Source organism: Schinkia azotoformans, assembly GCF_035811335.1.
Lineage (GTDB): Bacteria > Bacillota > Bacilli > Bacillales > Bacillaceae_J > Schinkia > Schinkia azotoformans.
Window position 1 is genome coordinate 13160 of record NZ_JARSMD010000007.1, and the last position, 20243, is coordinate 33402.

A 20243-nucleotide genomic window follows, 5' to 3' on the forward strand; every position below is an offset into this window, starting at 1 on the left:
AAGCAAGAGCTTGAGATTGTAGCAATTGGGGAGGTATGTGCACAATAATTCACAGGCATAAACCTCCCAAAGGTTATAATCTAAACTTTAGGAGGCAATCAAGTTGAATAAAATTGATATGAAAAATATAGGGCTAACTGAAAGGTTTATACTGGAAGCCAATCAATATAAAGGTTTTTATATTGGCCGAATTTCATCCCAATCTAAAAATCTGTATAAGGTTTTAACGGAAAAAGGTGAGATTAAAGCTAATATTTCTGGAAAGCTTCGCCACAGTGTAATTGAACTGTCTGAATATCCTGCTGTTGGAGATTTTGTAATGGTTGACCGAGTGGACAACTCAGATGGCAACGGTATTATTCACCATGTACTAACACGTAAAAGTGTTTTTGCACGTAAAGTAGCAGGTTCTACAAATGATACTCAAGTTGTTGCTGCTAACATTGATACAGTTTTTATTTGTATGTCACTGAACAATGATTTTAATCTTCGAAGGTTAGAGCGCTACCTTTCTATCGCTTGGGATAGCGGTGCAACACCAGTTATTGTGCTTACAAAATCCGATCTATGTCAGGAAGTAGAGGTAAGACTTAACGAAATATCATCTATCGCATTTGGTATAGATGTGCTTGTTACAACAAGTATTTCTGATGATGGATATCAACCATTAAAAAGCTATCTTTTTAGTGGTCGAACAATAGCCCTTATTGGCTCATCTGGAGTTGGGAAATCATCCTTAATTAATCGTCTTCTCGGTCAAACTATATTAGAAACAAAAGAGATAAGAAATGATGATAAGGGCAGACATACTACTACAAGACGTGAACTGATTATGTTGCCGAATTTAGGTGTTGTTATAGACACTCCGGGAATGAGGGAGCTTGGAATTATTAGCGCTGATTTAACGAAATCGTTTGCTGATATTACCGAGCTTGCTTCTAATTGCCGTTTTAACGATTGTACCCATCAAAGTGAGCCCAACTGTGTTGTGCAAAAAGCGATTAAAGATGGTATTTTGTCGGCAGAAAGGCTAGAGAGTTACAGAAAACTTGGCAGGGAAACTAAGTATGATGGCTTGAATTCTAAAATGATTGAAAAAGAAAAGATAAATGAAATGTTTAGTGGCATGGGTGGCATGAAAAATGCTAGAAAATTCCTAAAAGAACAAAATAGGAAAAAAAGAAGATAAAACTTTAGAACAAAAAAGCCTAATTTCTCAATTTTAACTGAGAAATTAGGCTTTTTTACAAAAACTCAAATCCGAATGATTGCATGATATGACTTGCAGAAAGAATCTAATTTTCAATCAGTGTATCGAGGGAAAATGTCCTAAAAAATATAGAAATGATTTTGCCCTTCACTACCAATGGATTGATAAGGAAAGCTTAGATATTCTTATGAAAAGTACTTATCACAGACAATAATAAGTATTAAGAAGTGCCATTAAGATTTTATATATAAGTGCTTGCTTTTATTTACTCTTTAGTTTCCATTTGTTCAACTTCATTGATATAGCGATAAATAGTTGCTTCACTACTATCTAATAGCTTTGCGACTTCAGTTACAGCACCTTTTAGTAATCGGTATACACCTGCTTTTTTGCCTACACAAAGAATTATTTTTGTCAATCGAATGACGTATGTCAACTCTTTTTGGAATTGGTTTGTTTTGAAGTATCATTGACAATTGTTTGCTATCATTATAGAATTGTTTTTTTGGAAGAAAAAGAGGTGAGTAATTTTGAATGTAGAACAGCGGAAAAAGATAATAGTATTGATGATTAATATGTTCATCGCCATTGGAAGCTTCGGGATTATTATCCCTATTTTGCCAGCGTATTTAGAGTCCATCAACCAAGGTGGTACTGCCGCGGGATTAATGATTGCTCTATTTGCAGGAGCGCAATTAATCTTTTCTCCGATTGCGGGAAAATGGGCTGATCAATATGGGCGTAGGAAGATGATTATTTATGGATTGATAGGTTTGACGATTTCCATGTTTGTGTTTTACGGCTTTAATTCAATTTGGTGGCTTTATGTATCACGTGTCATTGGCGGTATTGGAGCTGCATTGCTCATACCTGCTATTTTTGCCTATATAGCAGATATTACTACGGTGGATCAACGAGCAAAAGGTAATAGCTTAATATCAGCAGCTATGTCTCTAGGAATTGTCATTGGACCAGGGATAGGTGGCTTTTTAGCGGATTTTGGATTGAAGATGCCGTTATTAATATCTGCACTTGTATCACTAGTTGCTGTATTATTTTCTATCTTTATCCTTAAGGAAAGTAGCACAACTGAATCAAAGGATTTATCTACAGATGATGAATCAATGGGTAGAAAGATGGTTCGCTCCGTGAAAATGCCTTATTTTATCCCTCTTATTATTACGCTTGTAATGAGTTTCGGTTTAATGGCATACGAATCCGTTCTTGGTCTTTTTGTCGATAATCAATTTGGTGCAACTCCACAAGAAATTGCGATAATGGTTACATCTACGGGAATTGTAAGCGTCATAGCTCAGCTTTTTGTCGTTGATCGTATCGTTAGCCGCTTTGGAGAAGTAGTTGTCTTAAATATCTTTATAGGAGTAACAACAATTGGGTTTCTTCTTTCACTCTTTGCATCTAGCTATATACTTTTCTTTGGAATTACACTTTTAATTTTTCTTGCTACTTCCATTCTTCGTCCTGTTCTAAATACACTTATCTCTAAAATGGCTGGTAATGAACAAGGCTTTGCTATGGGCATGAATAATGCTTACATGAGTATCGGGAATATTTTAGGACCCACCCTTGCTGGGCTGTTATATGATGTCAATATTATTTATCCATTTATTATGGGCCTTATTTTTCTAGTCCTGACAATGTTAGTGACGATAATGTGGCAGAAACGCTTAGATAATAAAAGTAAGCAGATAAAACTTGGTGAACTATAAAAATAATGAGAAAGCTGTCCCTAAAAAATGGGGCAGCTTTTTCAATTGAATTAATACAAACTTTCAATTGGAACATTATCTGGTAGTTTAAATGGATTTTCTTTATTTATCCTGTCATAAAACATGATGCCATCTAAATGATCGATTTCATGTTGGATAACGATGGAATAATATCCTTTAAATTTCAAAATCACTTCTTGCCCAGTTATGTCATATGCTTTTACTTTAATTCTCTCATATCTCGGAACTAATCCCTCCACTTCCCTATCAACCGAAAGGCAACCTTCTCCTTCAGGTAGATAAATCATATTAAGAGAATGACTAATAATTTTTGGATTAATTAACATATATTCTTTATCTTTATCATCAAAAAGTGCTGCAAACATACGTTTATCAAGCCCAATTTGATTTGCAGATAACCCTACTCCAGGGCGAAGTTTATATTTTTTTGAGATATTTGGATCTTGGCTGTTTTTTAAATATTGAAGCATGCATAGCAAAGCATCTTTATCTTCACTTGAAACAGGAAGGTCAACTTCTTGGGTTTTTTTACGTAATATTGCAGCACCTTCTCTAACTATATCATTCATTGTAATTATGTATTCCGCGCCAAACTTACTCATATATAAACACCTCGTCCACTTTTCTATTTAGAACTTTTGCAATTTTAAATGCTACTTCAAGAGTAGGATCATACTTATCATTTTCAATACAATTAATCGTTTGCCTCACGACTCCACATTCTTTAGCAAGAGTTTCTTGGGTAATTCCTAATTTTTTTCTCAACACTTTAATAATATTTTTCAAATTCATTACCTCGTTTGTCAAAAACTTTAGACATTTATCATACCGTACCATGGCAGGAATGTCCAATATTACTGGCCAAATAAATTATTTGCATATCTCTATCCTAACTAAGGAACAATAATTGCTAGTACATAAAGGGGAGTCAGCAATGAACCGATTTTTACAAAAGATTACAGGACATGAAGAAGTAAATAAGGAAATAGTTTTCTTGCTATTAATTGGTGGGTTGTATTCATTAAGTATTGCTTTGTCAAACACATTTGTGAATATTTATATATGGAAGCAATCGGGTGAATTTACGGATATTGCTCTATACAATTTGGCTGTAGTTGTAATGCAGCCGCTTACATTTATTCTTGCTGGAAAATGGGCAAAAAAAATTGACCGGATTATCGTATTGAGATTAGGTGTTATATTTTTATCATTTTTTTATTTAACTGTTCTTGTAAGTGGAGATAATGCAGCTGGCTTTTTACTTTTACTGGGTGGTCTCTTAGGAATTGGCTATGGTTTTTATTGGCTGGCATTTAATGTTTTAACATTTGAGATTACAGAACCAGAAACGCGGGATTTTTTTAATGGCTTTTTTGGAGTGTTAACTTCTTTAACAGGTATGATTGGTCCTATTTTAGCAGGTTGGATTATCTCTAGCTTACAAGCATTCACAGGTTATACGACTATTTTTAGTATTTCATTAGGTTTATTTGTTGGTGCCGTTCTTCTAAGCTTGCTCATTAAAAGACGGCCCGCGCATGGAACCTATTCATTCAAGCGCATATTACAAGAACGAAAAAATAATCCTAACTGGCAACGAATTTTACATGCAAGTTTTTTTCAAGGTTTGCGTGAAGGTTCCTTTTTGTTTGTCATCTCTCTTTGGGTTTATATTACGACTAACAGTGAGCTTGCCATTGGAACATTTGGGCTTGTAAACTCCGGGATTGCGTTCGTCTTTTATTTTCTTGCTACTAAATTCATAAAACCTGCCCATCGCTTAAAAACAATTCTTATAGGAGGTTTGATGTTGTATGGCAGTGTATTTCTCATTATTTTTGATCTTTCCTTCCAGCGCTTGATTATGTACGCTGTTGTAATTGCCATAGCTTATCCGATATTGTTAGTGCCCTATATGTCAATCACTTATGATGTTATCGGTAAGGCCTGGAAAGCAGCTGATATGAGGATTGAGTATATCGTTGTTCGTGAATTATATTTAAATAGCGGTCGAGTAGTATCAATATTACTATTTTTAGTTTTCGTTACATTTATTAATGAAGAAAGTGGAATTCCGATAGTACTGGCTATTACTGGGGCAGGACATTTAATTATTTACTTTTTCTTCAAAGGGATTGATGTGAAAAGTGAAAATCCTAATGAAATGAAAGAAAAGGTATACTCCCGCATGCCGTCTAGAAGGTTGACGGATGGAGAGGGGGGATCACCTATTTAAGAACACAGATATTGTGTTCTATTTTTTTTTGCCTGTCTAGCTTCAGTTTATACGTTGATGAACGGGCGCTTTTGCTTTCCTTGACTTTACATTGTTTAACATTGTTTTACAATACCTTTACATTCTGTTTAAACAAGATTAATACAAAAACATTAAAGTAAATATTGTATGAGAGATCCACAGGTATTATGTAAGAGAGGAGCAGTTTTCATGCAAAAAACTGTTAATGTTAAAGAACTGATAGAAAATAGCAAAAGTAGGGGGAAGAACAGGCTAATTGAAAAGTCTGTACCTATTATATTGTTTTTAATTGCATCTATTTCTATACTTACGACAATTGGGATTGTGTTTACATTAATTGTTGAAGCCGTTCTTTTCTTTAAAGAAGTATCTTTGATCGAGTTTTTTACAAGTACGAAATTAGCACCACTGGCTAAAGATCCATCGTTTGGTATTCTTCCATTAATTAATGGAACGCTGATTACAACCTTGATCGCGATGTTAGTTGCAATCCCGATCGGATTAACAGCTGCCATTTATTTAAGTGAGTATGCTTCCGAAAAAGTAAGAAGGCAGCTTAAACCATTGATTGAAATATTGGCAGGCATCCCAACTATTGTTTATGGTTTTTTTGCCTTTACATTTGTTACTCCTCTTCTAAGGCAAGTAATTCCTACATTAGAGCCTGTTAACGCATTGAGTCCAGGCATTGTCATGGGAATCATGATTATACCATTAGTTGCTTCTCTTTCCGAAGATGCGATGAGTGCCGTTCCGAATGCAATGAGAGAGGGGGCGCTTGCATTAGGTGCTACGAAATTTGAAGTAACAATGAAAGTTGTTATTCCAGCGGCTATTTCCGGGATCATTGCATCATTTGTTTTAGCCATTTCACGAGCAATTGGCGAAACGATGATTGTCGCGATTGCGAGTGGATCAAATAAGGTTTTCACATTTGATATTACACAACCTATGCAAACCATGACTGCTTATATTGTGGAATTTACAAGCGGTGACGCGGGTAGTGGAACAGTCGGCTATCATAGCTTATATGCGGTTGGGATCACTTTGTTTGCCTTTACGTTGTTAATGAATTTATTAGCACAGTTTATTTCCCGTAAGTTCAGGGAGGAATATTAAGATGAAATATCGGATTTTAAAAAATAAATTGATTAAAAATATCTTTTTACTTTCTACATTATTTTCTCTGTTTGTTTTAGGAATATTAATCTACCGGGTTGCAGTCGATAGTATCGGCTGGTTAGACTGGCAGTTTCTTACGAGTAAATTATCAATGTCTGCAGACAGAGCTGGGATTAAGGGGGTCATTGCCGGAACGTTATGGTTAATGGCTGTCGTTGCGCCAATTACGATGTTTTTAGGTATTGGTACGGCGATCTATTTAGAGGAGTATGCAAAGCGTGGTAAATTTCAAGCTTTTATTCAAATGAATATATCTAACTTAGCTGGTGTTCCGTCTGTTATCTTTGGTCTTTTAGGGTTAACGGTATTTGGCAGAATGTTTAATTTAGGATCTAGTATTTTAGCAGGAGGACTTACAATGTCCCTTCTAGTGCTCCCCATTGTCGTTGTTGCCAGCCAGGAGGCCATCCGCGCAGTGCCCGGGTTTTTACGGGAAGCGTCTTACGGGATGGGTGCGACAAAATGGCAAACAACAAAAAATATTGTTTTGCCTGCCGCACTTCCTGGGATATTGACAGGCGTGATTCTAGCCCTTTCAAGAGCGATTGGCGAAACGGCTCCATTAGTAGTTTTAGGGATTCCGGCTTTAATTATGCCGGTACCAGATCATATTATGGACGACTTTACAGCACTTCCGATGCAAATCTATTATTGGACAGTTGATTCAGTTTTAACAGCCGAATATGCTAATCTAGCTGCAGCAACAATTGTTGTTCTGTTGCTCGTACTGTTTGTAATGAATTCAATTGCGATCATTATCCGAAATAAATTCCAAAAAAGATATTAGGAGGAGCAACAAAATGAGTTCCGTTAAAAATCTTGTTTTTGAAACAAAGGACTTAAATCTTTGGTATGGTGATGACCATGCGTTAAAAGAAATAAATTTGCCGATCTATGAAAATGAAGTAACTGCGATTATCGGTCCATCAGGGTGTGGTAAATCAACTTATATAAAAACCTTAAACCGCATGGTTGAAATGATTCCTATCGTGAGAACCTCTGGAGAAATTTTATATCGAGGCAAAAATATTTTCGATAAATCATATGAAGTTGAAGAACTAAGGACAAGGGTTGGAATGGTATTTCAAAAGCCAAACCCATTTCCAAAATCCATATACGACAACATTGCATACGGCCCAAGAATCCATGGAATTCGTGACCGACGAATAATCGATGAAATAGTTGAAAAAAGCTTACGCGGTGCAGCAATATGGGATGAAGTAAAGGACAGACTTCATGAAAATGCTTACGGACTATCAGGAGGACAGCAGCAGCGGATTTGTATTGCAAGATGCCTAGCAATTGAACCGGATGTTATTTTAATGGATGAACCAACATCAGCTTTGGACCCGATTTCTACATTAAAAGTGGAAGAGTTATGTCAGGAATTAAAACAAAACTACAGCATAGTTATTGTAACACACAACATGCAACAAGCTGCTCGTATTTCCGATCGGACTGCATTTTTCCTTAGCGGGGAAGTCATCGAATATGAACCAACAGACCAGATTTTCTCAAAACCAAAGGATAAACGAACAGAAGACTACATTACGGGTCGTTTTGGCTAAGGCAAAAAAATAAAGAGAAAAGAGGGGAAATATATGTCCTTAAGAGAAAATTTTGATTTGAAATTAAAACAGCTAAATGAAAAAGTGCTTGAACTTGGAGGTCTTGCTGAGAATGCATTTGTAAAGTCAATAACTGCCATGGAAAATAAGGATATAGAAAGTGCCATTCAAGTTATCGATGAAGATTCTTACATTGACCATATAGAAGAGGAAATTAATGATTTAGCTATTATTTTAATTGCAAGGGAAGCCCCAGTCGCTGTTGATTTACGACGAATTATCGTTGCCATTAAGATTGCATCTGATTTGGAAAGAGTCGCTGATTATGCTGTAAACATTGCCAAATCAGTCATTAGAATCGGCGAGACTGATCATAAAGTACCCGTTGACTCCTTGCTTAAAATGTCTAGAATAGCAAAAGAAATGTTGTCCCTTTCATTTAAAGCCTTTATCGAAGAGGACGTTGTACTCGCTAAAAAGATAGCTGATATGGATGACGAAATCGATAAATTATACGGTGAAACGATCAAAACATATTTACAATTATCAGACGAAACGAAACAGGATTTCATGCAAATTACCCAATTATCATTTATTGCTAGATATATCGAGCGCATTGGCGACTATGCAACCAATATATCTGAAGGTGTGTTTTATATCGTAAAAGGGATTCGATATGAATTAAATAATTAATGGTGGGGCTGTCCAAAAAGTCACTTTTTAATGACTTTTTGGACAGCCCTTTTACTATTTATTGAAACCGCAACATCTGGCCGACCATTCGGTCTCGAACAAATGGTATTTTCATAAAAGATCTTACGGCAAATTTTCTAAGCCCTGGCTGGCCCATAAGTATATTCATTAAATTAAAGCGGTAACGATAAACAAAAAGCGAGGCTATTCCCAAAATAAGTATTCGCAACAAGGAATTTTGCATGTATTATCCCTCCTGCTAATTAGAATTCCAAGAATTAAAGGCCGATATACCTTGAATATAATGTTTTTGCTCTGACCTGGTCTTCTGTACCTTGAACGAGCGTACGTCCATCCGGAAATAAGACAAGACGTTCTCCTTCCGGCAACTCTACTTTTAATAAAAATGGGGTTTTCTGAACTTTCCCGATAGGTTTAAGACGGTCTGCCCAAACATCTAAATTAAATCCCTGCTTCGCCTGGATTTGTACAGTCTCTCTACCGCACAACACTGTTATTATATCCTTCTCGGCTAAATTTAAGGCAGGATATTCTTTCTTCTGACATGTCGGACAGTCTGTTTTAGGTGTTGAAAATTTCATATCGTAATGATAGTTGTTCCAAATATCGAGCGTTAAAAGACTTTTCCTGCGATTTTTTACATCGCCGACTAGGAACTTTATCACTTCAACTACTTGCAGGGAGGCGACAATATCAACGATTGGTGAAATAACTCCAATCGTATCACAAGTTTGGCCACCTTGATCAGTGGATGTGATAAAGCAGCGCAAGCATGGTGTTTCATTTGGTACAAAGATCGCCGACATTCCTCTTGAACTTACTGCTCCACCATAAACAAAAGGAATCCCATACTTAAAACAGGCGTCATTTAATAAAAATCTTGTTTGAAAATTGTCTGTACCATCTAGAACTATATCCATTCCGTTGATTAATTCATCAATATTTTTAGGGGAAGCATCACCCACGATGGCTTCGATTTTTATGTCTGAATTTATCTTTGTTAGCTTATTTTTAGCTGCGATTGCTTTTGGAAGAGCACCAGTAACATCATCTTCATCAAACAGCATTTGCCGTTGAAGATTGCTTCTTTCCACATAGTCGCGGTCAATAAAGCGTATATGACCAATACCAGCCCTAACTAGATGATTGGCTAGCGCTGTACCTAGTGCCCCCATTCCGACTATTAAAACTGAACTGTTAGTAAGTTTTTTTTGTCCATCTTCACCAATTGGCGAAAATAACATTTGCCTTGAATATCTTGTAAAATCGGTCATTATCAACACTCCATTACATGGTAAAAAGTAGTATGAGTAGCGAACCTAACGCAATAGATAAAAAGTTTACCGTATCATTATTTAAAAAACGATATCCACTTTTATACATCGTACTTTGCCCACAATGGTTCGTTTTTTCTGTGTTTAATCCGCAATTCGGACAGGTATATGTAACTTGGACGGTTGCTCCTAATAAAGTATCGATTAAGTTGCCAATAAATCCAACAATACCGATAGCTAATCCTAATTGAAATGTTACCTCATTCCATAAATAATGGCTAATGATTCCTATTAAAAATGCACCACATAACGCTGATATGGTACCTAAGAAAGACATGGCACCGGATGTACCGGCATCAACCTTGCTAAACGATAAAATATGGACAGGTTTACTTTTGCTGATTGAACCAATTTCAGATGCCCATGTATCTGAATTTGCTGTTGCCAATGAACTAATAAACATATACAATAAGAAATTTTCTTGAAAAAGAAGAAAAAGCAAACTTATTATACCCGGAACACCACCGTTAGCAATAACTTGAACAGCATCACGGGCACCGCTTTTTTTTATTTTATCCTCTACGGATTTTTTCTTATCTGCTTTAAACTTGCTCCAAAAATTCGAGGTTACGAAAAAAGTACCCATTAACAATAAACCTTGGGCACCGAATGCTAGCAAGGTTGCCAGACCAACGATGATTGTTGCAATGGCCCCTGATAATGTCAGCGCTCTTAACTTGTAACCCGATATTGCTGCAATCACAACAAGTATAAATAAGACAATACCATTGGAAATTATCGACATAAGATAACCTGCTTATTTGTAACTATGAGATTAACTGGAACATCATGTTCCTCTATCGGAAGTTCATCAACTAATTGGACTTCTTGAAAGGCAAGAGCTGCTTTTCTTCCGTTATATTCGCTTAAAAAACGGTCATAATACCCTCCGCCAAAACCTACCCGATATCCATTTTGATTAAAGCCAAGGCCTGGTACTACTATTAATTTAATTTTACTAGGTGAAACGGCTTTCGTTTCGTTTTCCTTCGGTTCCAATAGACCATAGTATACAACCTCTAATTGATCAAAGCTTTCCAATACACGAAATGTCATTCCTTTCGTGGCTGGTTCACATTTGGGGACGACCATCTGTTTTCTTTCTTCCCAACCCTTTTCAATGATTGCTTTTGTATCTACCTCTGTACCCCGTGAAATTGTAATGGCGATGGTATCAGCCTGTTTCCAATCATCTGTATTGAATAGGTTAGCTGCTATATTAGAAGACCATTTTTTTAAAACATCCGGTGGAACGGCTTGTAACTTTTCTTTAATGTCTTTTCTTATTTGTCTTTTATCCATAACATATCACCTCTTAACACTGGATAGTATAAAAAAAACAGTAGGAATAATATCCCTACTGTTTTATTTTGTTTCACGGTGAACTGTGTGAGTTTTGCAAGATGGACAATATTTTTTTAGCTCAATACGTTCAGTATTGTTACGCTTGTTTTTTGTTGTAATATAGTTACGATGTCCGCTTTCTGTGCAAGCTAAAGTTACGTTAACGCGCATGTATATCCCTCCAAACTTTCATTACATAAGTTCATATACTATTATTATCTTTCGTCGATTACTCAGACTCAAATATAATAACAAATATAAACAAAATGTTCAACCCTTATTTGCTTAGAGGGATAATTCTTTCATCGCTAAAGCCATTTTCAATAAATTCCCTTATGAGCCATTCAGGATTGCTTTTAACGAGATTATTTAAATAATTGATTTCATTTAAATTGTCTCCAAAGACCATCCAATAATACCCTTGCTTTATTTCATATGGCAACACTGTTGTTTCTAGAGCAAAGGCACTGTTAACTCTGCCTGAAGAAATCGGATTGTAAAAAAGGCTACCGTTTACGAAATTAACGATGTCTTTATTTTGGAAATCATTTTTTTGCCATGTTGTATATTGTGAAATGCCTTTATTATCAACAAGACCATTAAACAACATATAGCTTCCATCATATTCATGATAAAGAGTACGGTTACTTAAGCTAAAAAAAGCTGTTCCATTCTGATGTTCAAAATCCTGATGGAAAAATAAAGTTAAATCCTGTTTTTCTTTCGATTCATTGGATAAAGTTACTTTTTTTAATAAAATACTACGGCTTGGATGAATAAAATCCTCGAATTCCAATTGTAATGAATGCTTATTGCTTAAAGCATGTGCATAACTCGGGATTTGGTATTGATTTGTTTTGGAGTTAACGTTCCAAAATAACTCTGTTCCCCACTCAATCCCATTCGCTTTACTCCATATCCCAACATTGTTCCTATTCATAAATTTTGATTTTATCATATATAACATCCTTAAGTTTATTTTTGTCTAAAAAAAATCATTGCTAAATCTTTGAAATCGCTTACTCATGCAGTCCACAATCTATCTTTTTTATTATTACTGTAATGATATCACCGTTGTGATAACGACTACAACGAGGTGATTTTGTCGAAAACTTCGAACGGTTGATATAACAATATAAAAAAATAAAGAAAAATTTTAATTTTTTGAGTTTCGACAATAGCATTTAATTTTTTTATCGTATATTTAGCAAATTACTACAAAAAAAGCTATAATGTATTAGGTATATAAAAGCAATCTTGAATTGGGGTGACCAGTTAATGATATCTGTAGAGTCGGCCATCATAGGGCTTTTCTCTTTTTCAATTGTTTTATTGGCCCTATCTTTTTTCAAAAAGGACAAATATAAAGAACTCGAAAATCAGGTTGAGAATTTAACAATGATCGTTATGCAGGAAAACTATCAATTGAAGAAAAAAATGAAAGTGCTAGAGGAAGAATTATTAGGAAATGAAAGCTATACGGTCCCTTTAAACGAAAGGTATGAAACGAATGGCAAATAATTCTTTAAAAAGCTTTGCTTCGGGAATGATTATCGCTACTTCGATTTTTACAGCTGTCTATTATTTTCAACCATTTAATAAACGGGAACAAAAAATAGTAGAGAACGATACGCTAACAAGCGAAGAGGTACAGGCATACTTGAATAATAATGGGTATATTTCAATTTCAGAGCAAACCTATGACGAATTGGTAGCTAAAAGTAAAGAATTCGAAGCGATAAAAAATCAAACTCAAAAAGCATCGGAACCAAAACTGCCTGAGCAAAAGGAAACAGTGCCTATCCCGCCATCGCCAGAAGTAGAAAAGAAAATCTTTACTTTGACAGTGAAAAGCGGCATGGACAGTATTCAGATTGCGAATTTGCTGGAGAATGCCGGAATCGTTGATAGCGGTAGGGAATTCGAACAATTTTTAACAAAGAAAGATTGGACAAGGTCAATACAAGTTGGAACGTACAAACTTAACAGTTCGATGTCATATGAGGAAATCGGTAAGATCATTACGAAGAAGAAGTAAATATTTAATTGAATTAATCGAAAGAAGGTGGGGGATTGCATAATATTAATAGTCAGGATTATTTATATTGGCGTTTGGTTTACGAACTTGTCACCAAGCATCGTTTTCGTATTATAAACCTCTATGATCATGGAGAAGTTTGGCTGCAACGCATGGAGTGGCGAGAAAAGAATATTCTCCGACTGGTACGGGATGACATCAACTGGGGAAATTATTTAGTACGGGATATGGCAAATGTAACAAGAGTGATCGATCTGTATAAACAACAATCCTATAGTAAAAAGGCAGATTTTTATAATATTTTTGTTTCAACCTATCCACCTGTTGATGACTGGGAGTATCGAGTCGACAACCGAAATAATGTTCGTATTGTTTTAATAGAGCAGACCAATTGGGAACAAGAAATAGAAAGGCTTTTTAAACTTCTGAATCTGCCTTCTCCAGAAGTTAAAAGCTGGTTTTCAGATATGGTAGACCCGACAGAATTAATTAACAGATTACGACAAACAGAAAAGAATAGAAAGAAGGCAGAGAACGATCTTTTATTCGCTAAAAAACCTTTTTTAACCTATGTTTTAGTAGTGATTAATTTAATCATGTTTTTGCTTCTTGAATTAGTTGGTTCAGGCAGTACGGATCTTTCTACTTTAATTAAGTTTGGTGCAAAATACAATCCTGCTATTTTAGAAGGAGATTGGTGGCGTTTTATCACACCAATGTTTTTACATATAGGTTTCTTGCACTTATTAATGAATACGCTTGCTTTATATTATTTAGGGATTTCTGTTGAAAGAATTTATGGGACATGGCGCTTTCTAATCCTTTATTTTGCCGCAGGCATCACTGGCGGTGTAGCAAGCTTTGCCTTTACAACACAAGTATCTGCGGGTGCATCTGGTGCCATTTTCGGTTGTTTCGGTGCATTATTATATTTTGGGGTTGTCCATCCCTCTCTATTTCTACGCTCGATGGGATGGAATATTATTGTAGTGTTAGGCATAAACCTTGCGTTTGGTTTCCTTGTTCCAATGGTCGATAACAGTGCTCATATTGGCGGTCTTATCGGTGGATTTTTAGCCTCAGCCATTGTCCATTTACCGAATCATAAAAAGTCGCTTCATCAAGTAGCGGCATTCTTGCTTTTTTCGGTAATCTTGGGGGCTTCATTGGCTTATGGATTTTATTATAGCGATCAAAAAGAGGATCCGTTGGTCGTTGGCCAATTATCGCAACAGCTTATAGAAGATGGCAACTATGAAAAAGCAAATCAATTATTATCTGAAGTCGTACAAGCTAATGGGGAAGTTCCACCGGAAATTCTATTTTTGCTGTCCTACACTGAGATCAAGCTGGGACAGAACGAAAAAGCCATCCCTTTACTTGAGACCGTCGTGGAAGAAAAAAATGATTTTCATGAAGCTTATTATAATCTAGCTTTACTCTATTTAGACAAGGGAGATTACGAAAAAGCCAAAGACTCAATCAACAAAGCATTGGAAATCAAGCCATATGAAGGGGATTATAAGTCTTTGGCAACGGAAATTGAAAAAATAAAATAATGTATGTTTCCTCATTATTTGGTTAATGATGGAATCTAGAAGATTGCCAGTTTGAGGAGGACATACATTGTCTAAGGAGAAAGAAGTAAAGCACCCCGTCCAGTCAAAAATTGAACCCAATATTGAATATTTAAGGGAGCAATTGGGCGCTGGTAAAAGCTTTGATGTGATTCATATTGATCTCGAATATGCTGGCCGAAAGATGGCAATGTTTCTTATTGATGGTTTTGCAAAGGATGATCTTTTGCATTTATTGCAAAAATTCCTTGCAAAACTAAAGCCGGAAGACCTTGAGCCAGAGCCGTTACATAAATTGTTGAAAACCTATATTCCCTATGTAGAAGTTGATAAAAACAAAGATTTGGATGTTGTTGTCGACACTGTATTGGCGGGTCCTACAGCGCTCGTCGTAGATGGTATTGCTGAAGTAATCATCATCGATGCTAGAACGTATCCAGTTCGAGGACCTGAAGAGCCTGATACAGAACGGGTTGTTCGCGGTTCACGGGATGGTTTTGTTGAAACGATTGTCTTTAACATGTCCTTAACTAGGAGAAGAGTTCGTGATCGGTCATTAAGGATGGAATATATGCAGGTTGGTAGACGATCAAAAACCGATGTTTGTATATGCTATCTGGAAGACATTGCGGATCCTGACTTAGTGAAGGAGATTAAAGAATCTATATCAAACATAGATACAGATGGAGTGCCGATGGCAGAAAAAACAATCGAAGAATTCATCGGTGGCAGACATTGGAACCCATATCCAATTGTTCGCTATACAGAGCGCCCTGACACGGCAGCTTCCCATATTTTTGAGGGTCATGTCATCATTATTATTGATGGATCTCCAAGCGTTATGATTGCACCGACTACTTTTTGGCATCATCTCCAGCATGCCGAGGAATATAGACAAAAGCCGATTGTTGGCGCCTATTTACGGTTAATTCGTTTCTTGGCAATATGGTCTTCATTATTTTTACTGCCTTTATGGTATTTATTCGCTGTTCATCCTGAATACCTCCCAGATCAATTGAGTTTTATTGGAGTGAAGGAACCGGGAGAGATCCCTTTACTTATCCAAATTTTTCTGGCTGAGCTCGGAATTGATATTTTGCGGATGGCGGCTGTTCATACACCAACATCACTTGCAACAGCACTCGGTTTAGTAGCGGCTTTAATGATCGGCCAAGTTGCTGTTGAAGTTGGTTTGTTTACAAATGAAACGGTGCTCTATATTTCTGTTGCAGCGATTGGGACATTTGCAACACCAAGTTACGAGATGAGTTTAGCTAATCGTTTAGTGCGGATTGTATTTTTGCTAATGGCCGGCTGGTTTGGACTTATTGGTTTTGTCATAGCTGTTGCTGTTTGGCTCATCATGATGGTTAGGATGAAATCATTTCAAACCCCATATTTTTGGCCGTTTATCCCATTTTCACTGCATGCCTTTAGAGACGTATTAATTCGATCACCAATTCCATTAAAAAAACGCAGACCAACAATCCTGCACCCGCAAGACCCAGATCGCTAAGGGGCTGTCTCATTTTGAGGTGGCTCCTTTCATGTTTTCAGGTGGCTAAACACATCTTTTTTTAATATACTTAATGCAGTACATAGAATTAGGAGATGCATTTATTGTGAGGACGATTTATGATATTCAACAGTTATTGAAGCGTTTCGGTGTCTTTATTTATGTTGGCGATCGGATTGCAGACTTAGAATTAATGGAAGATGAAGTACGGGAATTATACAAATCGCAATTTATTGATACAAAAGAGTTTCAAATGGCTTTGCTTTTACTTCGTCAGGAAATAGAAAGGGAGAAATCGAAAAGACTAAAACAAGCATCAGTAAAGGATGAGTAAAATGGAGAAATGGCTTGTTGGGGTAGATGTAGGAGGAACCAACATCAAATTTGCATTTCTTTCCGATGATGGGGATATTGTTTACCGTTGGTCCATTCCAACCGATGTTACTAATGACGGTCAAAATATCATCCCTGATATCGCAAGTTCAATTTTACATAAGCTCCATGAAAACAATCAAACAACTAACAATGTAAAAGGAATCGGCATTGGTGCCCCGGCTTTTATGAATATGGAAACCGGCTTTATTTTTGAAGCTATTAATTTAGGATGGAAAGATATAGATATCAAATCAGAACTTGAACGAAGATTAATGCTTCCTGTCGTAATAGATAATGATGCCAATGTTGCTGCTATTGGAGAAATGTGGAAGGGGGCTGGAATTGGTTCAAAAGATCTGCTCTGTATTACAATCGGAACAGGTATCGGTGGGGGCATTATTATTAACGGAGAGATTGTTCATGGAACAAACGGGATGGCTGGCGAAATAGGGCATATTACAGTGAACCTAGAAAATGGGATATTATGTAACTGTGGTAAATACGGATGTTTGGAGACGAAATCATCAGCAACAGGAATGGTACAACAGGCTATTGCAGAAATCGATAATCACCCGGAAAGTCTTTTGTTTATTTCGTATAAACAGACCGGTCAACTAACAGCCAAAATGATTGTACAGGCAGCTCTTGAAAAAGATGAATATGCCTTAAAAATTGTTGACACATCCTGTTATTACTTGGGGCTTGCTATTGCCAATATTGCCAATACGATAAATCCAAGCAGGATTGTTATTGGTGGTGGAGTATCAAAGGCGGGTTCCCTCCTATTGAATTCAATACAAAAGTATTTTAATCAATTTGCACTACCGAGAGTTAAGATGGGAGCAGATTTGGCTATTGCAACTCTTGGAAACGATGCCGGTGTCATTGGTGCCGCATGGCTTGTGAAAAACAAACTGTAACTTCATTTGGCGATGTACATTTTTCCTACCTTCTCATACTCTAATGATAAAGGAGGAGGTAGTGATGAAAGTTAAAGGTCGTGCGGAACATTCACTTTGGTACTATAGCCAGCTTTTTAATGTGCCGCTTTCGTTAATTATTGATTCCAACACCAATTTACATGTTAAGGATACTTTACATGATAAAATAATAAATATCCCGGGATATATTGTTAAAGAATATGGTATTACCAAAGAGGATTCCTTTGATAGTGTAGCAAACAAATTAAACATGAATATAGAAGCTCTTCTCTTGCTTAATCATGGTGACCTATCAAATCTTAACCAAAATAGTAAAATTAATATTCCAATTCGTGTCACAGAGCCCATTGTTATTGGTGAGCAAAACTACACCTACCAAACAATGATTGCCGATTTAAAGCGGCTAGAGGAAATTTATCCCTTTATGAAAAGAAATACGATTGGATATTCCGTTCAAAATAAAGAAATCCCTGAAGTGATTGTTGGGAATGGCGAGATGCGGGTCCATATGAATGGGTCCTTTCACGCAAATGAATGGATCACAACTGCGGTGTTAATGGCATTATTGAATAATTATTTATTATCGATTACCAATCAAACAAGCCTAGCCGGCATAAAAACTGAACCTTTATACCATTATGCAACCTTATCGCTTGTACCGATGGTCAATCCCGACGGTGTGGAATTAGTATTGAACGGTCTACCAGAGGATGATCAATCCCGTGAGTATGTAATTGCTTTAAACGAGGGAAGTACAGATTTTTCTAATTGGAAGGCCAACATTAATGGTGTTGATTTAAATAAACAGTTTCCGGCGAAATGGGAACTCGAACGGCCACGAAAACCACAGCAACCTAGGCCTAGAGATTTCCCTGGTTTTCGGCCGTTATCAGAGCCTGAAACGATTGCAATGGCGACATTGACAATGAACAGTAATTTTGATAGAGTTATCGCTTTTCATACCCAGTGCAAGGAAATATATTGGGGCTTTGACGACCGGGAGCCGCCATATTCAAAAACAATTGTTAATGAATTTGCGAAGAAAAGTGGTTATAAGCCGATTCAAACCTTGGATAGTTATTCAGGCTTTAAAGATTGGTTTATCTATGAATGGAAAAGGCCAGGCTTCACCGTTGAGCTTGGTGAGGGAGTAAATCCATTACCTATTACGCAATTTAAAGATATATATAATGAAAGTATTGGGATTTTTTTAGCAGGATTATATATGTAGTAAAATAGCAATTAAAGTCATCAGATGGACGATGTTCTATCTGATGCAAACCATTCTTGGGGTGAAGAAATGAGGAAATTATTCGTAGTCATCATATGTTTTTTCTTATATGGGTGTAGTACTCCGAATAGAGTGGTAAATGATGCATCATACATCAAAAGAACTACCGAAGAAAAAAGTATAATTACAAAACAGTTTTTTTCAAAGAGTTCATTTAAGCCCATAGCTATGGCTGAAAATGAAGACTTTTATTCTATAAATGAATGGTATGACGAAGATACGGTCATCTATTCTGTTGGTGAAAAAGAGATGTCTTCTCTTTTTTTACATAATTTATTATCGGGTAAACGGAACTTATTTTATCAAACAAATGAATTTATTACTAAAATTCAAGCGAATTCTGCCCATTCCCTATTTGCTGTTCAAACATTAGAACAAAGTGGAGACAGTCATATTCGGATTCTTGATAAAATGGGAAAAGAAGTTTTTTCTTGGGATAATAAGATTGAGGACCTACAATTTATGTGGAATCCATATGAACCTGATGAATTAGTGATTACTGAATTTTTATCCTATATGGAATTTCAACTTTTGAAGGTTAATATTAGTACGAAGGACGTAACCGAAATTCCTGTCAATAATCCGTTTGTTCAGTGGACAAGCAGGGATGAACTCGGGTTTTTAAATTGGGACCAAAATGAACCTAGTCTTGATGCGCCACTTATTCTATTTAATTTAAAGACATTGAAGGAAGAGGAGTGGCTTAAAAACTGTATTATGCTTTTTACTCTAAAAGATGTAGTGATTACCGTCTCTATGGATAATAACGATTTAAATAAATCATTATATACTTTTTATGAATCAAAAACACGAAAGAAGTTAACGGAGGTGTATATTCCTATATTAAATACTTTTTCAGAAGCGTGGTGGATCCCAAGCTTTGATTTTGATGAAGATAAGAAAATATTTTATTATATGAAACCGAAACGGGCAGGGGATATTTCAGAATATAACGAGGGATACGAGCTTACAGCGTTATCGATCGACGATCAAAAAGAGGAAGTGTTAATGAAAATTCCAAACAACTATCCGATTAAGCTATCACCGGATGGGCAGCGGTGTTTAATCGGTCAACAGCTGGAACAGGTTATTACTATTTCTAATCAGCAAATGACGAACTTAATTTCAAATTAAAAATAAAAAAA

24 protein-coding genes are annotated in these 20243 nt (G+C 36.2%); 15 read left to right on the forward strand and 9 right to left on the reverse strand.

The genetic code is table 11. The features are described 5' to 3' along the window. Window positions 1-103 precede the first annotated feature (103 nt). On the forward strand, window positions 104-1189 hold the full coding sequence (gene rsgA / locus P9E47_RS03480; RefSeq protein ID WP_326162607.1) for a ribosome small subunit-dependent GTPase A: 1086 nt from the start codon (window positions 104-106) through the stop codon (window positions 1187-1189). A 286-nt stretch (window positions 1190-1475) separates the two neighbouring features. Here rsgA and P9E47_RS03485 read toward each other — a convergent pair whose 3' ends face one another. Beyond that, window positions 1476-1628, reverse strand: coding sequence for a helix-turn-helix domain-containing protein (locus P9E47_RS03485; protein ID WP_003332392.1), 153 nt, complete (start codon window positions 1626-1628; stop codon window positions 1476-1478). Between the two features lie 112 nt (window positions 1629-1740). On the opposite strand from P9E47_RS03485, the gene P9E47_RS03490 reads away from it, so the two are divergent. Beyond that, a complete protein-coding gene (locus tag P9E47_RS03490; RefSeq protein ID WP_003332393.1) occupies window positions 1741-2940 on the forward strand; it encodes an MFS transporter in 1200 nt (399 codons plus the stop codon). Window positions 2941-2990: 50 nt separating this feature from the next. Here the strand turns inward: P9E47_RS03490 and def are convergent, their stop codons facing one another. After that, the gene (gene def, locus P9E47_RS03495; protein ID WP_326162608.1) at window positions 2991-3563 is read right to left on the reverse strand and encodes a peptide deformylase; all 573 of its coding nucleotides are present in this window, start codon (window positions 3561-3563) and stop codon (window positions 2991-2993) included. Further along, window positions 3556-3747 carry a helix-turn-helix transcriptional regulator gene (locus P9E47_RS03500; protein ID WP_003332395.1) on the reverse strand — a complete coding sequence of 64 codons (192 nt, stop codon included), beginning with the start codon at window positions 3745-3747 and terminating at the stop codon, window positions 3556-3558. The genes def and P9E47_RS03500 overlap by 8 nt, the downstream gene beginning before the upstream one ends. Window positions 3748-3895: 148 nt before the next feature. Between P9E47_RS03500 and P9E47_RS03505 the strand changes: the two genes are divergently transcribed. From P9E47_RS03505 to phoU, 5 genes are all read left to right on the forward strand, one after another. Next, window positions 3896-5197, forward strand: coding sequence for an MFS transporter (locus tag P9E47_RS03505; protein WP_003332396.1), 1302 nt, complete (start codon window positions 3896-3898; stop codon window positions 5195-5197). A gap of 210 nt (window positions 5198-5407) precedes the next feature. Next, a complete protein-coding gene (gene pstC / locus P9E47_RS03510) occupies window positions 5408-6337 on the forward strand; it encodes a phosphate ABC transporter permease subunit PstC (RefSeq protein ID WP_003332397.1) in 930 nt (309 codons plus the stop codon). Window position 6338: 1 nt separating this feature from the next. Beyond that, entirely contained in the window at window positions 6339-7187 is an 849-nt protein-coding gene (gene pstA / locus P9E47_RS03515; RefSeq protein WP_003332398.1) for a phosphate ABC transporter permease PstA, read from the forward strand. 13 nt (window positions 7188-7200) lie between these two features. Beyond that, complete coding sequence (gene pstB, locus P9E47_RS03520; protein WP_003332399.1) at window positions 7201-7968, forward strand: phosphate ABC transporter ATP-binding protein PstB; 768 nt, start codon at window positions 7201-7203, stop codon at window positions 7966-7968. A 33-nt stretch (window positions 7969-8001) separates the two neighbouring features. Then, complete coding sequence (gene phoU / locus P9E47_RS03525; RefSeq protein WP_003332401.1) at window positions 8002-8661, forward strand: phosphate signaling complex protein PhoU; 660 nt, start codon at window positions 8002-8004, stop codon at window positions 8659-8661. A gap of 58 nt (window positions 8662-8719) precedes the next feature. Here the strand turns inward: phoU and P9E47_RS03530 are convergent, their stop codons facing one another. From P9E47_RS03530 to P9E47_RS03555, 6 genes are all read right to left on the reverse strand, one after another. Further along, the gene (locus tag P9E47_RS03530) at window positions 8720-8905 is read right to left on the reverse strand and encodes a hypothetical protein (protein WP_003332402.1); all 186 of its coding nucleotides are present in this window, start codon (window positions 8903-8905) and stop codon (window positions 8720-8722) included. A gap of 34 nt (window positions 8906-8939) precedes the next feature. Continuing rightward, a complete protein-coding gene (locus P9E47_RS03535; protein WP_003332403.1) occupies window positions 8940-9956 on the reverse strand; it encodes a ThiF family adenylyltransferase in 1017 nt (338 codons plus the stop codon). Between the two features lie 13 nt (window positions 9957-9969). Continuing rightward, window positions 9970-10761: a DUF92 domain-containing protein gene (locus P9E47_RS03540; protein ID WP_003332404.1), complete on the reverse strand. Its 792-nt coding sequence runs from the start codon at window positions 10759-10761 to the stop codon at window positions 9970-9972. Continuing rightward, window positions 10752-11318, reverse strand: a complete 567-nt coding sequence (locus P9E47_RS03545) for a 5-formyltetrahydrofolate cyclo-ligase (RefSeq protein WP_003332405.1) — start codon at window positions 11316-11318, stop codon at window positions 10752-10754. The genes P9E47_RS03540 and P9E47_RS03545 overlap by 10 nt, the downstream gene beginning before the upstream one ends. A 63-nt stretch (window positions 11319-11381) precedes the next feature. Beyond that, window positions 11382-11531, reverse strand: a complete 150-nt coding sequence (gene rpmG, locus P9E47_RS03550) for a 50S ribosomal protein L33 (protein WP_003332406.1) — start codon at window positions 11529-11531, stop codon at window positions 11382-11384. Window positions 11532-11637: 106 nt separating this feature from the next. Beyond that, window positions 11638-12318: a hypothetical protein gene (locus P9E47_RS03555; protein ID WP_003332407.1), complete on the reverse strand. Its 681-nt coding sequence runs from the start codon at window positions 12316-12318 to the stop codon at window positions 11638-11640. 320 nt (window positions 12319-12638) lie between these two features. Here P9E47_RS03555 and P9E47_RS03560 point away from each other — a divergent pair, with 320 nt between their 5' ends. The 8 genes from P9E47_RS03560 to P9E47_RS03595 all read left to right on the forward strand — a co-directional run bounded on the left by P9E47_RS03560 (window position 12639) and on the right by P9E47_RS03595 (window position 20232). Continuing rightward, window positions 12639-12881, forward strand: a complete 243-nt coding sequence (locus P9E47_RS03560; RefSeq protein WP_003332408.1) for a hypothetical protein — start codon at window positions 12639-12641, stop codon at window positions 12879-12881. After that, the gene (locus P9E47_RS03565; protein WP_003332410.1) at window positions 12871-13398 is read left to right on the forward strand and encodes an MltG/YceG/YrrL family protein; all 528 of its coding nucleotides are present in this window, start codon (window positions 12871-12873) and stop codon (window positions 13396-13398) included. Before P9E47_RS03560 ends, P9E47_RS03565 begins: the two co-directional genes overlap by 11 nt. Before the next feature lie 35 nt (window positions 13399-13433). Further along, a complete protein-coding gene (locus P9E47_RS03570; RefSeq protein WP_003332411.1) occupies window positions 13434-14957 on the forward strand; it encodes a rhomboid family intramembrane serine protease in 1524 nt (507 codons plus the stop codon). Window positions 14958-15024: 67 nt separating this feature from the next. Next, the gene (locus tag P9E47_RS03575) at window positions 15025-16491 is read left to right on the forward strand and encodes a spore germination protein (protein ID WP_003332412.1); all 1467 of its coding nucleotides are present in this window, start codon (window positions 15025-15027) and stop codon (window positions 16489-16491) included. 106 nt (window positions 16492-16597) lie between these two features. Next, complete coding sequence (locus P9E47_RS03580; RefSeq protein WP_003332413.1) at window positions 16598-16825, forward strand: YqgQ family protein; 228 nt, start codon at window positions 16598-16600, stop codon at window positions 16823-16825. Between the two features lies 1 nt (window position 16826). Then, the gene (locus P9E47_RS03585; protein ID WP_003332414.1) at window positions 16827-17786 is read left to right on the forward strand and encodes an ROK family glucokinase; all 960 of its coding nucleotides are present in this window, start codon (window positions 16827-16829) and stop codon (window positions 17784-17786) included. 64 nt (window positions 17787-17850) lie between these two features. Continuing rightward, window positions 17851-19038 carry a M14 family metallopeptidase gene (locus P9E47_RS03590; protein ID WP_003332415.1) on the forward strand — a complete coding sequence of 396 codons (1188 nt, stop codon included), beginning with the start codon at window positions 17851-17853 and terminating at the stop codon, window positions 19036-19038. Window positions 19039-19107: 69 nt separating this feature from the next. Further along, on the forward strand, window positions 19108-20232 hold the full coding sequence (locus P9E47_RS03595) for a YqgU-like beta propeller domain-containing protein (RefSeq protein ID WP_235786744.1): 1125 nt from the start codon (window positions 19108-19110) through the stop codon (window positions 20230-20232). The last annotated feature ends 11 nt before the right edge of the window (window positions 20233-20243 follow it).

Excerpts from the sequence above, each read along its gene's own strand:
- pstC (WP_003332397.1), top strand. The coding sequence starts at position 5,408 with ATGCAAAAAACTGTTAATGTTAAAGAACTGATAGAAAATAGCAAAAGT.
- P9E47_RS03560 (WP_003332408.1), top strand. The coding sequence starts at position 12,639 with ATGATATCTGTAGAGTCGGCCATCATAGGGCTTTTCTCTTTTTCAATT.
- P9E47_RS03530 (WP_003332402.1), bottom strand. The coding sequence starts at position 8,905 with ATGCAAAATTCCTTGTTGCGAATACTTATTTTGGGAATAGCCTCGCTT.
- P9E47_RS03540 (WP_003332404.1), bottom strand. The coding sequence starts at position 10,761 with ATGTCGATAATTTCCAATGGTATTGTCTTATTTATACTTGTTGTGATT.
- P9E47_RS03505 (WP_003332396.1), top strand. The coding sequence starts at position 3,896 with ATGAACCGATTTTTACAAAAGATTACAGGACATGAAGAAGTAAATAAG.
- P9E47_RS03585 (WP_003332414.1), top strand. The coding sequence starts at position 16,827 with ATGGAGAAATGGCTTGTTGGGGTAGATGTAGGAGGAACCAACATCAAA.
- P9E47_RS03565 (WP_003332410.1), top strand. The coding sequence starts at position 12,871 with ATGGCAAATAATTCTTTAAAAAGCTTTGCTTCGGGAATGATTATCGCT.
- pstB (WP_003332399.1), top strand. The coding sequence starts at position 7,201 with ATGAGTTCCGTTAAAAATCTTGTTTTTGAAACAAAGGACTTAAATCTT.
- pstA (WP_003332398.1), top strand. The coding sequence starts at position 6,339 with ATGAAATATCGGATTTTAAAAAATAAATTGATTAAAAATATCTTTTTA.
- def (WP_326162608.1), bottom strand. The coding sequence starts at position 3,563 with ATGAGTAAGTTTGGCGCGGAATACATAATTACAATGAATGATATAGTT.
- rpmG (WP_003332406.1), bottom strand. The coding sequence starts at position 11,531 with ATGCGCGTTAACGTAACTTTAGCTTGCACAGAAAGCGGACATCGTAAC.
- P9E47_RS03595 (WP_235786744.1), top strand. The coding sequence starts at position 19,108 with ATGAGGAAATTATTCGTAGTCATCATATGTTTTTTCTTATATGGGTGT.
- P9E47_RS03590 (WP_003332415.1), top strand. The coding sequence starts at position 17,851 with ATGAAAGTTAAAGGTCGTGCGGAACATTCACTTTGGTACTATAGCCAG.
- phoU (WP_003332401.1), top strand. The coding sequence starts at position 8,002 with ATGTCCTTAAGAGAAAATTTTGATTTGAAATTAAAACAGCTAAATGAA.
- P9E47_RS03535 (WP_003332403.1), bottom strand. The coding sequence starts at position 9,956 with ATGACCGATTTTACAAGATATTCAAGGCAAATGTTATTTTCGCCAATT.
- P9E47_RS03545 (WP_003332405.1), bottom strand. The coding sequence starts at position 11,318 with ATGGATAAAAGACAAATAAGAAAAGACATTAAAGAAAAGTTACAAGCC.
- P9E47_RS03555 (WP_003332407.1), bottom strand. The coding sequence starts at position 12,318 with ATGATAAAATCAAAATTTATGAATAGGAACAATGTTGGGATATGGAGT.